The 13,886-nt window shown below is 72.9% G+C and carries 10 protein-coding genes; 2 read left to right on the forward strand and 8 right to left on the reverse strand.

The genetic code is table 11. The features are described 5' to 3' along the window. Window positions 1–116: 116 nt before the first annotated feature. The 3 genes from glgC to IG05_RS0131725 are packed head-to-tail and all read right to left on the reverse strand — an operon-like array spanning window position 117 to window position 3,391. Complete coding sequence (glgC, locus tag IG05_RS0131715; RefSeq protein ID WP_030347490.1) at window positions 117–1,337, reverse strand: glucose-1-phosphate adenylyltransferase; 1,221 nt, start codon at window positions 1,335–1,337, stop codon at window positions 117–119. 52 nt (window positions 1,338–1,389) lie between these two features. Beyond that, entirely contained in the window at window positions 1,390–2,541 is a 1,152-nt protein-coding gene (gene glgA, locus IG05_RS0131720) for a glycogen synthase (RefSeq protein WP_030347491.1), read from the reverse strand. A gap of 40 nt (window positions 2,542–2,581) precedes the next feature. Then, complete coding sequence (locus tag IG05_RS0131725; RefSeq protein ID WP_078894629.1) at window positions 2,582–3,391, reverse strand: (2Fe-2S)-binding protein; 810 nt, start codon at window positions 3,389–3,391, stop codon at window positions 2,582–2,584. A gap of 241 nt (window positions 3,392–3,632) precedes the next feature. Here IG05_RS0131725 and IG05_RS0131730 point away from each other — a divergent pair, with 241 nt between their 5' ends. Further along, window positions 3,633–4,823, forward strand: a complete 1,191-nt coding sequence (locus IG05_RS0131730; RefSeq protein ID WP_030347493.1) for a DMT family transporter — start codon at window positions 3,633–3,635, stop codon at window positions 4,821–4,823. Here the strand turns inward: IG05_RS0131730 and IG05_RS0131735 are convergent. Beyond that, window positions 4,813–5,979 carry a transglycosylase family protein gene (locus IG05_RS0131735; protein ID WP_030347494.1) on the reverse strand — a complete coding sequence of 389 codons (1,167 nt, stop codon included), beginning with the start codon at window positions 5,977–5,979 and terminating at the stop codon, window positions 4,813–4,815. The two genes, IG05_RS0131730 and IG05_RS0131735, sit on opposite strands and share 11 nt — an antisense overlap. Window positions 5,980–6,250: 271 nt before the next feature. On the opposite strand from IG05_RS0131735, the gene gndA reads away from it, so the two are divergent. Next, entirely contained in the window at window positions 6,251–7,690 is a 1,440-nt protein-coding gene (gndA, locus tag IG05_RS0131740; RefSeq protein WP_030347495.1) for an NADP-dependent phosphogluconate dehydrogenase, read from the forward strand. A 922-nt stretch (window positions 7,691–8,612) separates the two neighbouring features. On the opposite strand, the gene panD is transcribed toward gndA, so the two are convergent. The 4 genes from panD to asnB form a co-directional block, all read right to left on the reverse strand. Further along, the gene (gene panD / locus IG05_RS0131745) at window positions 8,613–9,032 is read right to left on the reverse strand and encodes an aspartate 1-decarboxylase (protein ID WP_030347496.1); all 420 of its coding nucleotides are present in this window, start codon (window positions 9,030–9,032) and stop codon (window positions 8,613–8,615) included. Between the two features lie 626 nt (window positions 9,033–9,658). After that, window positions 9,659–10,630: an L-tyrosine/L-tryptophan isonitrile synthase family protein gene (locus tag IG05_RS0131750; RefSeq protein ID WP_030347497.1), complete on the reverse strand. Its 972-nt coding sequence runs from the start codon at window positions 10,628–10,630 to the stop codon at window positions 9,659–9,661. A gap of 148 nt (window positions 10,631–10,778) precedes the next feature. After that, the gene (locus IG05_RS0131760) at window positions 10,779–12,041 is read right to left on the reverse strand and encodes a cytochrome P450 family protein (RefSeq protein ID WP_030347498.1); all 1,263 of its coding nucleotides are present in this window, start codon (window positions 12,039–12,041) and stop codon (window positions 10,779–10,781) included. Window positions 12,042–12,052: 11 nt separating this feature from the next. Further along, window positions 12,053–13,879, reverse strand: a complete 1,827-nt coding sequence (asnB, locus tag IG05_RS0131765) for an asparagine synthase (glutamine-hydrolyzing) (RefSeq protein ID WP_030347499.1) — start codon at window positions 13,877–13,879, stop codon at window positions 12,053–12,055. Window positions 13,880–13,886: the final 7 nt, after the last annotated feature.

Below are 13,886 nucleotides of genomic sequence, written 5' to 3' on the forward strand. Positions count from 1 at the left end.
GTTGGACATCGTTGTCTGCATCCTGGACGGCGGAGGCCGAAAACCCGGGCATTCGTGGATATTTCCATGAAACGCGTCGCGCGGGCGCGAGGGACGTGGCGTCACCCCGGCGCCCGCTACGGCACCCGCTGCCCCTTGCCCAACGCGATGACACCGCCCTTGGAGACGGTGTACAGCTCCGCGTCACGCTCCGGGTTGACGCCGATCGTCGCGCCCGGCGGCACCTCGACGTTCTTGTCCAGCACGGCACCGCGCACGACCGCGCCCCGGCCGATGTGCACGTTGTCGTGCAGCACCGAACCCTGCACGACCGCGCCCGGGTCGACCCGTACGCCCGGCGAGAGCACGGACCGGGTGACCTGGCCGCGGATCAGGCAGCCCGCGCTGATGATGGACTCGCTCGCGATGCCGCCCGCGTTGAACCGCGCCGGGGACAGCTGGTAGGAGTGCGTGTAGATGGGCCACTGGCGGTTGTACAGGTTGAACGCGGGCCGCTCGGCGATCAGGTCCATGTGCGCTTCGTAGTAGGCGTCGAGGGTGCCCACGTCCCGCCAGTAGCCCTGGTCGCGGCTGGTCTCGCCGGGCACGTGGTTGGCGCTGAAGTCGTACAGCTGTGCCTCGCCGCGCCCGGTCAGCTGGGGCAGGATCGAGCCGCCCATGTCGTGCACGGACCCGCTGTCCTCGGCGTCCCGGTGCAGCGCCTCGATCAGCACCTTGGTGGTGAAGACGTAGTTGCCCATCGAGGCGAAGACCGTCTCCGGGTCGTCCGGCAGACCCGGCGGATCGGCGGGCTTCTCCAGGAAGCGCTCGACGGTACGGCCGTCCGGGCCCGGCCTGATCACCCCGAAGGACGAGGACTGCGCGCGCGGCACCCGGATGCCGGCCACCGTCACCCCCGCGCCGCCCTCGATGTGCTGCGCGACCATCTGCCGCGGGTCCATGCGGTACACGTGGTCGGCGCCGAACACGGCCACGTACTCCGGCTGTTCGTCGTGGACCAGGTTGAGTGACTGCAGGATGGCGTCGGCGCTGCCCAGGTACCAGCGCGGTCCGAGGCGCTGCTGGGCCGGGACCGGGGTGACGTAGTTGCCGAGCAGGCTGGACATCCGCCAGGTGGTGGTGATGTGCCGGTCCAGCGAGTGCGACTTGTACTGGGTGAGCACGCAGATGCGCAGCACGTCGGCGTTGACGAGGTTGGACAGGACGAAGTCGACGAGCCGGTAGGTGCCGCCGAAGGTGACGGCCGGCTTGGCGCGGTCAGCGGTCAGCGGCATCAGCCGCTTGCCCTCGCCGCCCGCCAGCACGATCCCTAGTACGGAAGGCCCTCCACGACGCATGGCCTGCTCCCCTCACCGTGGTTGACACCATGGTTGCCCCGAGCAGACCGGACTAAGCCTGCTTGACGATCTCCTCGTACAGCCCCGCCGTGCGGCGGGCCACCGCGTCCCAACCGAACTCCCGCACCGCGCGCTCCCGTCCGGCCTCCCCCATCCGCCGGGCCGCCTCCGGATCGCCGAGGACGGTGTCCAGCGCCCGGCCGAGCGCGGACTCGAAGCCGTCGTCCACGTCGGCCAGGAGACCGGTGCGGCCGTCGTCGACGACCTCGGGGATACCGCCCACCCGGGACGCGACGACCGGCGTGCCGCAGGCCATCGCCTCCAGGTTGACGATGCCGAGCGGCTCGTACACCGAGGGACAGGCGAACACCGCCGCGTGCGTGAGGAGCTGGACGACCTCCGCGCGCGGCAGCATCTGCGGGATCCAGAACACGCCCGCCCGCACCCGGTGCAGTTCCTCGAACAAATCCCGGAACTCCCGCTCGATCTCCGGGGTGTCGGGCGCGCCCGCGCACAGCACGACCTGGGCACCGGGGTCGATGTCCCGTACGGCGCGCAGCAGATGGGGCACGCCCTTCTGCCGGGTGATCCGGCCGACGAACAGGACGTACGGGCGGGCGGGGTCGATGCCGTGCCGGGTGAGCGCGTCGGTGCCGTGGTCGGGGCGGTACAGCCGGGTGTCGATGCCGTTGTGCACGACGTGGACCCGGGCCGGGTCCAGCGCCGGGTAGCAGGCGAGGACGTCCTCCCGCATGGCTCCGGAGACGGCGATCACCGCGTCGGCGGCCTCGATCGCGGTCCGCTCGGACCAGCCCGACAGGGCGTATCCGCCGCCGAGTTGCTCGGCCTTCCAGGGGCGCAGCGGCTCCAGCGAGTGGGCGGTGACCACGTGCGGGACGCCGTACAGGAGCTTGGCCAGGTGCCCGGCCAGATTGGCGTACCAGGTGTGGGAGTGGACGAGTTCGCGGCCTTGGAGGGCGGCGGCCATGGCGAGGTCCACCGAGAAGGTGCGCAGCGCGTCGTTGGATCCGTCGAGGACGGACCAGGGGCGGTGGCGTACGACGCCGACCCCGCGCCCCTCGCCCCAGCAGTGCACCTCCAGGTCCACCAGGGCCGCCAACTCGCGGGCGAGGAACTCCACATGGACACCGGCGCCGCCGTACACATCCGGGGGGTACTCCCGGGTCAGCAGTCCCACTCGCACCCGGCAACCCCCTGGTCTCGGTGGTACGTCCCCCTCATGGTCACCCAGATGCGCCGCCCGGGGAAGAGCGCGGGGAGGTATGCGGGGAAGAGCGCAGGGGTGGGCGCGGGGAAGCAGGCGGGGCGGAGCTCGGCGGCCGGGTGAGGCAGCAGTCGCCGCAGAGCCCGCCGCCGGGGATCCGGTAGTACAGGCAGCAGCTGCGGCGCCGGAAGGCCGTACCGGTACGGGTGCCGGTGGCGTCCAGCAGGGGGTGGGCGAAGAGTTCCCCGGCGAGCGCGCGGGTGCGGGCCGCAACGTCGGTACGGCCGTGGGCGCGGGCCCAGCGGCTCAGTTCCCGGGCGGTCGCGGCGAGCGCGGAGCCGGCGTTGCCCCACAGCAGGCCGGCCGCGACGCCGTAGCGCGCCCGCAAAGTCGCCGCCAGGGGCTCCAGATGGCCGTGCAGCACGGTCGCGGCGAGTGTGGCCGCGTCCCCGGGCAGCGAGTGCGGCCCGGCGAGCCACAGGTCGTCGGGGGCGGTGGCGCGGGCGTCCCAGCGCAGCAGGCGCGGGTCCAGGTCGGGCACCCGGCCGTACAGGACGGCGCAGCCGAGGGCCGCCGACCACAGCCGGGCGGCCAGGCCCTGCTGGGCGAGGGATGCGGCGACGCGCGGCTCGGCGGTCCGCAGGCGTTCGCCGACGACGGCGACCCGCAGGGCCACCGGATCCCGCCCGGGTCCGGCCGTGCCGCCCGCGTAGCCGTCCGCCAGGGCCGGCAGCCGCCACGGCTCGCCGCCCGCCGAACCCGGCAGCGTGCGCAGCACGAAGAAGCCGCCCAGCGGGCGGAGCGCGGCGAGTTCGGGGTCGAGGTCCACGACAGGTACTGGTACCAGGCCCGTCACCGGGGCGCACGGGCGGGGGTGCGGGCGGGGCGCGCACCCCGCGTCACCCGACCAGGGGATGATCACCCGGGCGGTGTACTCCATCGGCAGTAGGACCCATTGCGTGCTCAGGGACGACGACGGGAGGCGCGCGGGCGGGCAGAGTGTGGGCCATGGAAGCCGACCGCACGCCGCACCGCAGCGAGCACGCCCGGGGCGCACAGAGGAGACACCGATGAGCGCCCTGGCGTTGGCCGTGCTCCTGTCGGTCGTCTCCGCCCTCGCCTACGCGGGCGGAGCGATCGTGCAGGAGCAGGTCGCGCTGTCCGCCGCCGGCGGCGGGTACCTCCCGCTGCGCCGGCCCGGCTGGTGGGGCGCGCTCGGACTCAACGGCCTCGGCGGCGTGCTGCACGTCGTGGCGCTGGCCTGCGGGCCGCTCAGCCTGGTCCAGCCGCTCGGCGCGCTGACCATCGTCTTCGCGCTGCCCATGGCGGCCCTCTGCGTCGGCCGCCGGGCCGGCTCGACCGCGTGGCGCGGTGCCCTCATGGCCACGGCGGGCCTGGCCGGCCTGCTGTCCCTGGTCGGCTCCTCCGCCACGCACTCCCTCGCCCCGGCCCAGCGGCTGGCGGTCGCGCTGGTCACCGGCGCGGCCGTGGCGGCGCTGATGTGCGCCGGCCTGGCCGCGCACCGGCACCCCGCGGTGCGCAGCGTGCTGCTCGCCACCGCCTCCGGCATCGCCTTCGGCATGTCGTCGGTGTTCACCAAGACCGTGGCCGTCGACTGGACCCACGGCATCGGCCTGGGCGGGCTGTCCTCGCTCACGGTCATCGGGCTGTTCACCCTGGCCGGCGTCCTGCTGTCCCAGGCCGCCTACCGGGGCGGCGGCCTCGCCGCCCCGCTGGCCACCCTGACGGTGGTCAACCCGGTGCTGGCCGCCGCGGTCGGCATCCTCATGTTCGGCGAGACGTTCCGCTACGACACCACGGGCACCGCGCTCGCCCTGGGCTGCGCGGTGGTGGCGGCGGGCGGGCTGATCATGCTGACGACGGAGCGGATGGAGCGCGCGGCGGCCACCTCCGACGAAGCACCCGCCGTCCGTCATCCGGCCTCCGCGGGGGCACGCCCCGCGGTGCCGCGGCAGCGCGGGACCGCGGGCATGGGACCGGGCACGGCCACAGCCGCGGGGCCCGGCGCGGCAACCGTCCCAGCCGTCCCGCCCGCCGGGAGAGCCGTGACCGGTGCCGGACCGGACGGACCGGTGCCGGGCGGGCTGCCGCTGCCGGGCCCGTCCGGGAACGGAGCGGACACCGACGGCACCGGACCGCCGGCCGGCGGCGCGCTCCCCGCGTCGTACACCGTGCCGGCCCAGGGCGTCCCCGTGCCGCTGCCGGTCCCGGACCGGCGGCGCAGCCGCGTCAGATCCTGACGCCGCCGGCCCGCAGGTAGGCGAGCGGATCGATGTCCGAGCCGAACGCCGGCCCCGTGCGCACCTCGAAGTGCAGGTGCGGGCCCGTGACGTTCCCGGTGGCGCCGGAGCGGCCGATGCGCTGGCCGGCGGTGACGGTCTGGCCGGTCCGCACGGAGATGGCCGACAGGTGGGCGTACTGCGTGTAGCGGCCGTCGGCGTGCCGGAGCACCACCTGGTAGCCGTACGAGCCGCCCCAGCCGGCCGCCACGACCCGCCCGGCCGCAGCCGCGTGCACGGACGTGCCGGTCGGCACCAGGAAGTCGACGCCGGTGTGGTAGCCCTTCGACCAGTGGGAGCCCGCCACGTGGTAGCCGGTGCCGACGGACGCGGTCACCGGGGCGACGAGGGCGTGCCGCGCCGGGGGCGTCGTGCGGTGCGTGGTGGGGTGCTCCGAAGGCGTCTTCCGCTTCGGGGACTTGGGGGGCGCGGGGCGGGTGGCGGTGCCGTGCACGCTGAGCCGCTGCCCCGGCATGATCAGGTCGGGATCGGCGCCGATGGCGGTGCGGTTGCCCGCGTACAGCGCGTGCCAGCCGCCCGGCACGTGGTGGTCGCCGGCGATGCCGGAGAGGGTGTCGCCGTGCACCACCGTGTACATCTCGGCGCGGCCGGCCCGGGACTGCGGGGTGATCTGCGGCTGGACGTCCTTGACGGAGCCGGAGCGTGCGGAGCCGGGCTTCGAGCCGGTCCTCGCGGGATGCGTGGAGCTGCTCTCCGTGTGCACGTCGGGGGTGGCTCCGCCCCGGGTGAGCCCCGCCTGTACCGAGCACACCGGCCAGGCGCCCGGTCCCTGCCCGTCCAGGACCTTCTCGGCGACGGCGATCTGCTCGGCCCGGGTGGCCCGGTCGGCGCGCGGCGCGTACCGGGCGCCGCCGTAGGCCTCCCAGGTGGACTGGGTGAACTGCAGCCCGCCGTAGTAGCCGTTGCCGGTGTTGATGCTCCAGTTGCCGCTGGACTCGCAGGCGGCGACCTTGTTCCAGGTGGCCGCGTCGGCGGCGTTCGCGGTGCCGGCGGCGACCAGCGGGAGCGCCAGGCCGGCGCCGCCGGCCGTGACGGTGAGTGAGGCGCGGTTGATCCTGTTCGGCTGGTACCGGCGGTGCCGGCCGCGTACGGCCATGTCCGATGTCCCCTCGGCATGCGTCAGGAGCGGCAAAAGTAAGCGCCACGAACAGGCCATGACAAGACTGGAAACCGGCCTGCCCGCGGCCCAAGTGGCCGGGAACGGACCCTGCTTGACCGGACGGGCCGGTGAGTGAGGCGGAAGGCACCCCCCGCGCGTACACATGCGTGGCGGGTCGGATGTGCGTTCGCCGAAGCGGCACGTCAGGATGGGCAAGGCCCCGTACTGACGGAGCCGTAGTACACGAGGCAACCAGGGAGCAGGCGGTATGAGCACTTCAGCGCAGATCGGTGTCACGGGCCTCGCGGTCATGGGCCGCAACCTCGCCCGGAACTTCGCGCGCAACGGCTACACGGTCGCCGTGCACAACCGTACGGCGTCGCGGACGAAGGCGCTGGTGGAGGAGTTCGGGCACGAGGGCGACTTCGTCGCGGCCGAGACCGCGGACGAGTTCGTGGCGGCCCTGGAACGCCCGCGCCGACTGGTCATCATGGTCAAGGCGGGCGAGCCCACGGACGCGGTGATCGAGGAGTTCGCCCCGCTGCTGGAGCCCGGCGACATGATCATCGACGGTGGCAACGCGCACTTCGCGGACACCCGGCGGCGCGAGCGGGAGCTGCGCGAGCGGGGCATCCACTTCGTCGGCACGGGCATCTCCGGCGGCGAGGAGGGCGCGTTGCACGGCCCGAGCATCATGCCGGGCGGTTCGAAGGAGTCGTACGAGTCGCTGGGCCCGATGCTGGAGAAGATCTCCGCGAAGGCCGCCGACGGCGCGCCGTGCGTGACGCACGTGGGTCCCGACGGCGCCGGGCACTTCGTGAAGATGGTCCACAACGGCATCGAGTACGCCGACATGCAGCTGATCGGTGAGGCGTACCAGTTGCTGCGCGACGTCGCCGGGTACACGCCGGCGCAGATCGCGGACATCTTCCGCACCTGGAACACCGGCCGGCTGGACTCGTACCTGATCGAGATCACCGCCGAGGTGCTGTCCCACGTGGACGAGGCCACCGGCAAGCCGTTCGTGGACGTGGTGGTGGACCAGGCCGAGCAGAAGGGCACCGGCCGCTGGACCGTGCAGATCGCGCTGGACCTGGGCGTTCCGGTGTCCGGCATCGCCGAGGCGGTCTTCGCCCGCTCCCTGTCGGGCCACGCGGCCCTGCGGGACGCCTCCCGCGGTCTGGCCGGCCCGAAGCCGTCCCCGCTGGGCGAGTCGGAGGCCGCCGCCTTCGCCGACCGGGTGGAGCAGGCGCTGTACGCGTCCAAGATCGTGTCGTACACGCAGGGCTTCCACGAGATCGCGGCCGGCAGCGAGGAGTACGGCTGGGACATCGACCTCGGCGCGGTCTCCGCGATCTGGCGGGGCGGCTGCATCATCCGGGCCGCGTTCCTGGACCGCATCCGCGCCGCGTACGACGCCCGCGCCGACCTGCCCAGCCTGCTGTCCGACGAGACCTTCGCGCGGGAGATCGCCGAGGCCCAGGACGACTGGCGCGAGGTCCTGATCGCCGCGACCCGGCAGGGCGTACCGACGCCCGGCTTCGCGGCGGCCCTGGCGTACTACGACGCACTGCGGGCCGAGCGGCTGCCGGCGGCGCTGACCCAGGGCCAGCGCGACTTCTTCGGCGCCCACACGTACCGCCGGGTGGACCGGGACGGCTCCTTCCACACGCTGTGGGGCGGGGACCGGTCGGAGGTGTCCGCGTAGGACGTGACCGTCGGCGGGGCGCGGGTGCGGGTGGTGCCGGGGCGCGGATGATGTGCGTTCCACGCGGCGCCCCGGGCCCCCGGCGCGCGAGTGGCCCGCACCGAACACGCGGCGCCCCGCACCCCACGGCGCCGTCTCGGCGCCGTCTCGAGGCCGAGGAGCGTGGGGCGGGACCGGTCGGAGGTGTCCGCGTAGGACGTGACCGCCGGCGGGGCGCGGGTGCGGGTGATGCCGGGGCGCGAGTGATGGGCGCTGCACGCGGCGCCCTGCGCCCCTCGGCGCCGTCTCGGGGCCGACGGCCGGGCCTGGGCGCGGTCCGCCGCCTCCAGGTGAGGGGCGGACCGGTTCCAGGCCGGGTGCGGCTCTCGGACGCCTGTGGTGTCAGGTGAGGGGCGGGCCCGGTTCCGGGTTGGGTACGGGCTCGGGGCCCGGCGGGACCGGGGACGGGGACGGCTCCGGGGGGCCCGGGTGGGGCGGGGCCGGAGGCGGGGTCGGGTCGGGACCCGGCGCGGGCGGAGTGGGCTGCGGGGCCGGCTCCGGCTGCGGGACCGGGCTGGGGTACGGATCCGGCGGGGTCGGTGTCGGGCCCGGACCCGGTGTCGGGCCCGGCGGGACCGGGTCGGGGTGCGGGTTCGTCATGATGTCCTCCGGGCAGTCACGGCACGTCGCCTCTGGACTACTCCCCCGCCTACCCGTCGCCCGCCCGACCACTCACCCGACGGCAGCACCGAACGGGGCCAAGTGGGTGGCCGACGGGAGGACAGGGACCGGCCGTCGTCCGGAAGGACGCGCGCGCGGCCGGTTCCCGACCGCCACCACACTCGGATCGCCCGGCGAAGCCGCTTCGAACGCCGACCGCCCCTCACGACCCGACCGGGCGGGCCGCCGCCGGCCCCTCCGCATCCCCGGTCCGGTCCCCCGGTCAGGCCCCCACGGCCTGGGGGCTGCGCTGCTGGTCCGAACCGGGCACCGGCTCGGAGGGGTCCGCGCCGAGGGACACGATCCGGTTGTCGGCGTCGACGTGTACGACCCGGGGCCGCAGCTCGCGCGCTTCCTCATCGGTGACCTGCGCGTAGCTGATGATGATCACAAGATCCCCGGGCTGCACGAGATGGGCCGCGGCCCCGTTGATCCCGATGACCCCGGACCCCCGCTCCCCCTCGATGGTGTACGTCTCCAGCCGGGCCCCGTTGGTCACGTCGACGATGTGCACCAACTCACCCGGCAGCAGGTCGGCCGCGTCGAGCAGGTCGGCGTCGATGGTCACGGATCCCACGTAGTGCAGGTCGGCCTGGGTGACGGTGGCGCGGTGGATCTTGGACTTGAACAGAGTACGCAGCACTTTGGACTCCTGGAGGACGGCTCCCTGCCTGCTTTGTGCAGGTCAAGGGCGGTCTTCACTGTACCCCTGACACGCACCGGACTCGATGGCTGTGAGCAACATCGCTTGTCGTTGGGGAGAGGGGTCCCAGCCTGGGCTTCCGCACCACCCAGGCTGTTGTGGCACCACCGGCCAGGAACCTGTTCGAGAGCCTCTCAGGATGTCGGGGAACTGATGCTGACCTACCTGACGCGGTGCCAGGTACGCGCTTTGGTCGAGCATGGAGCCACTCTCCGCATCGACCTTGAAGCAGCCGCTCGTGAGATGGGCGATGAGGTCTTGTGCGGAGGAAGGGCCCCCGCGGTAGGCGGGTGGTGTTGGCTGGTCGGAGTCGGGGGCACCTGTGTCGGGGGTATGCCGAACGGCGTCGGACGCTGCCTGGCCTGCCTCCACGCCGCACGCCCACAGCAGCAGTGGTGTGGGCGTGCGCGGCCCGGGCCGAATCGAGGGTTGTCAGTCGGCGACCCTGCCGAAGAGGTGGTTGGCAGCAGCGTCCGAGTCGTTGCCGTAGAAGAAAGGTTCGGGTCGGTACTGATCAGGACGGCAGGTCACCCAGGTCACCATTCGATCGCTGCTCCCAGGTCGCGTCAGGGCAGCCTCACAGAAAGCTCCGGAAGGCAAGCCGCCCGGTCCTGCTCGAAGTGACTGTCTCTGCCGCCTTGCCGCACCAGTCGTCCCATCCGAGCGGCTTCGGCTCTGGGCATGAGAGCCCACGTACCGTCGCTGCGGCGCACGGGGGCGGAGTGCCATGGCGTGGTCCACGCGTCCGGGGCGTCGAGGAGGCGGAGGCCGAATTTCGGGGCGCCTACGGGCTGGGGATGGATGGAGAGGCGTACGGCGCCGGGGTGGTGTTCGGCGATCAGGGTGCCCCAGGCGCGGCTGCGCTGGATGACGCCGTAGGCCCGTTGCCGGCATGCGCGTTGGAGTGCGGAGCGGGTGCCGGTCCAGTCGGCGGTGTCCTCGACGAGGAAGCGGGTGATGCCCCGGTAGAGGGCGAGGGCCTGGTCGTCGGCGCGGATCTCGGCGCGGAGGGCCTCCAGGGTGGGGGCGTAGCGCTCGTGGATGCGGGTGCGTTTCGTGTCGTGCGGGAGGTCGCCGAGGACGTCGCGCAGGTCGAAGACGGACAGGCTGTGCAGGCCCATCCGTCCTATCTGTATGCGTAGGTCGTCGGCGTAGGCGTCGATGTGGTCGTCGGGGACACCGATGAGGTCGCCGAAGACGTGGCCGTCGGAGCAGATGATCACGCGGGCGCCGGGCGGGTAGATCCGCTCGATCTCGCTGCACAGGGTGTTCAGGAAGGTCAGGGAGAGGCGCTCACCCTGGTCGGGGAGGTGGCCGAGGACCTTTGCGGGGTTGGGGGACTTGCAGGGGAAGCCGGGCAGGGTGAAGACGACGGGGGCGTTGTCGCGTACGAAGGCGGTGATGCGGCGCAGCTGATGCGGGAACGCCTGCGCGGGAGCCGGGGCGGGGCCGGTCGTGCGGTGGTGGGGCAGGAGCAGGTTCAGGATCGCGGTGGCGATGCTCGTGGGGAGGGTGTCCGGCGCGGTCGTCAAGGGCATGTCGTTCCTCCTGGGCTACGAGGGCGTGCGAGGGCACGTCGACATGGCGCCGTGGCGGGAGGGGAAGCCAGGCGCCTGAGGTCAGTGGGCGTGTCGGCCGGGGCCGGGTCGGCTGGTGTGGCCGGACCCGGTCAGCGGTACGTCGGTGTCAGAGGCGGCGGTCGTAGCCGACGGGGAGGTGATTGGTGCCGCGGCCGAGGACGGCCGGGATCCACTCGATGTCCTCGTCCCTGACGGCCAGTTGGAGGCCGGGCAGGCGGGCGAGGAGGGTACCGAGGGCGATCTGGAGTTCGGCGCGGGCCAAGGCTGCGCCGGGGCAGAAGTGGATGCCGTGGCCGAAGGCGAGGTGGGGGTTGGGCGAGCGGTCGAAGTCGAGGGTGTCCGGGGCGGGGAAGCGGCGCGGGTCGCGGTTGGCGGCGCACAGGGAGACGATCACCGAGTCGCCGCCGGGTACGCGCGTGCCGCGCAGGTCGCTGTCCTTGTCGAAGAAGCGCCAGGTGGTGAGCTCGAAGGCGCTGTCATAGCGCAGAAGTTCCTCGACGGCGGGGGGCAGTAGATCCGGGTTGTCGCGCAGGCGGCCCAGTTCGGCTGGGTGGCGGAAGAGGGCGATCAGGGCGGTGGTGATCTGGTTGGTGACCGGCTCCTGGCCCGCGACCAGGAGCTGGAAGATCATCGAGTCCAGCTCCTCCTGCGACAGTTCACGGCGGTCACGGGCCACGACGAGGCGACTGAGCAGGTCGTCGTCCCAGTGTTCCCGCTTGTGGGTAACGACGTCGGCGATGTAGCTCTGCAGGCCGTGCAGGCGGGCCTCGTAGAGGGGTCGGCCGGGGTCGGTGGGGCCGACCGGCTGGACGACCCTGCCCCAGTCGCGGTCGAAGCGGGCCGCGAGTTCCCGCGGGAGGCCTATGACTTCGGCGAGGACCTTGAAGGGGAAGTGGGCGGCGAAGCCGGTGACGAGGTCCGCGGGGCCGTGCTCCGGCAGTGCGTCGACGAGGGCGTCGGCCAGTTCCTGGAAGCGGGGGCGGAGCTGCTCGATGCGGCGCGGGGTGAAGGCGTCCGTCACGAAGCGGCGCATCGGGGTGTGCTTGGGCGGGTCCTGGTGCAGGAGGTGGACCTGGAGCTGGGAGTGCTGCGGCTCGGGCATGATCGAGGCGCGGGCGCGCCAGCGGTCGTTGCCGCGGTCGTGGTTCTTGCCGAGGCGGTCGTCGTTCAGCGCGGCGTGGGCGGCGTCGTAGCCGGTGACGAGCCACGCTTGGACGCCGCTGGGGAAGAGGACCCGGTGGACGGGGCCGGCCTCGCGCATCTGCTCGTACAGGGGGTAGGGGTTGCTCTTGTAGGGGCAGCCCATCAGCGGCACCGGATCGGGCAAGGTGTCCGGATCTGCGACTGGCTGCTGTTTCCGGAGGGTCATGGTCAGGCTCCTCAGAGGGCGAGTTCGGGCCGGTAGTGGTCCAGCCAGAGGGCGAGGTCGACGACGCGTTCGAGGCGCAGGCGGTGGCCCCACTCCAGCCGGTCGGGCGGCGTGTCCAGGCAGGGTTTGATGCGGGTCTCGTCGGCGAGGGCGCGGACCTGTTCGGTGGCGAGCGCGTCGCGGGCCAGCTGCTGCAGGCCGCGGTTGTAGTCGGGGTGGTGGGTGGCCGGGTAGTGGTTCTTGGGGCGGTGCAGCACCGAGTCCGGAGCAAGACCGGAGCCCATCGCGCGCAGCAGGCTCTTCTCCCGTCCGTCGAAGCTCTTCAGCACCCAGGGGGTGGTGAAGGCGTACTCGACGAGCCGGTGGTCGCAGTACGGGACGCGGACCTCCAGGCCCTGCGCCATGCTGAGACGGTCCTTGCGGTGCAGGAGCTGGCGCAGCCAGCGGGTCAGGGACAGGTGCTGCATCTCGCGTTGGCGGTGTTCGGCGGGACTCTCGCCGTCGGCGTGCGGTACGGCGGCCAGGGCGGCGCGGTAGGTGTCGTCACGGAACTCGCCTATGCGCAGGTCGAGTTCGGGGTTCAGCGGCATGGCGGCCTCGTCGCCCGTCACCAGCAGCCACGGGAAGGTTTCCGCTGCCAGGGCCTTCGGGTTGTGGAACCACGGGTAGCCGCCGAAGACCTCGTCGGCCGCCTCGCCGGAGAGGGCGACGGTGGAGTGCCGGCGGATCTCGCCGAAGAGCAGGTACAGCGAGGTGTCCATGTCGCCGACGCCGATGGGTGAGTCACGAGCCACGACGACGGCCTTGCGGTGCTCGGGGTCGAGCAGGGCGCGCGGGTCGAGGACGACAGTGCTGTGGTCGGTACCGATGAAGGCGCCGGCCTCGATGGCGTAGGGCGTGTCGTGGCCGGTGCGCAGGACGTCGCCGGTGAACCGTTCCGCCTGGTCACTGTAGTCGACGGCGTAGGAGCGGACGCGGGCGTCCGGTCCTTCGCGAAGACGGAGTTCGTCGGCGAGCAGGGCGGTCAGGACGGTGGAGTCGATGCCACCGGAGAGCAGGCTGCACAGGGGGACGTCCGCTTCGAGCTGGCTGCGGGCCGCGGCACCGACCAGGGTGCGGACCCGCTGGATGGCCGTGTCCTGGTCGTCGGTGTGGCCGGTGGCCTCCAACTGCCAGTAGCGGCGTTCACGGATGCCGCCGCGGTCCAGGACGAGCACACCGCCCGGCTCGACCTCCCTGACTGCGGACCACACGGTCGGACCGGTGTTGAACAGCAGGCTGTACGCCTCCCGCAGCCCGTCCGCGTCCACCCGGGGCCGTATCTCCGGATGGACGAACAGGGCCTTGGGCTCGGAGGCGAAGGCGAGGCCGCCGTCGACCGTGGCCCAGAACAGGGGCTTCACCCCGAGCCGGTCGCGGACCAGGAGCAGCCGCTGGGCGCGTTCGTCCCAGACGGCGAAGGCGAACATGCCCTCCAGGTGCTCGGCTACCGCCTCGCCCCACTCGGCGTACGCCCGCAGCACCACCTCGGTGTCGCTGCGCGTGCGGAACGCATGTCCCCGGGCGCGCAGTTCGGTGCGCAGCGCGTGGTGGTTGTAGACCTCGCCGCTGTAGCTGAGCACGAGGTCCGGCTCGTCGGGCCGGTCGGTCATCGGCTGTACGCCGCCTTCGAGGTCGATGACGGCCAGGCGTCGGTGACCGATCGCGGCCCGCTCGCCGAGCCAGACGCCTCCGGCGTCGGGGCCCCGCGGGGTGAGGGTGGCGGTCATGGCCTCGATGACCGGGGCCTGGGTGCGGGCGTCACTGTGGAAGGACGCCCAGCCGGTGATTCCGCACATGGGGAGG

The organism is Streptomyces sp. NRRL S-1022, from assembly GCF_000720135.1.
GTDB lineage: Bacteria > Actinomycetota > Actinomycetes > Streptomycetales > Streptomycetaceae > Streptomyces.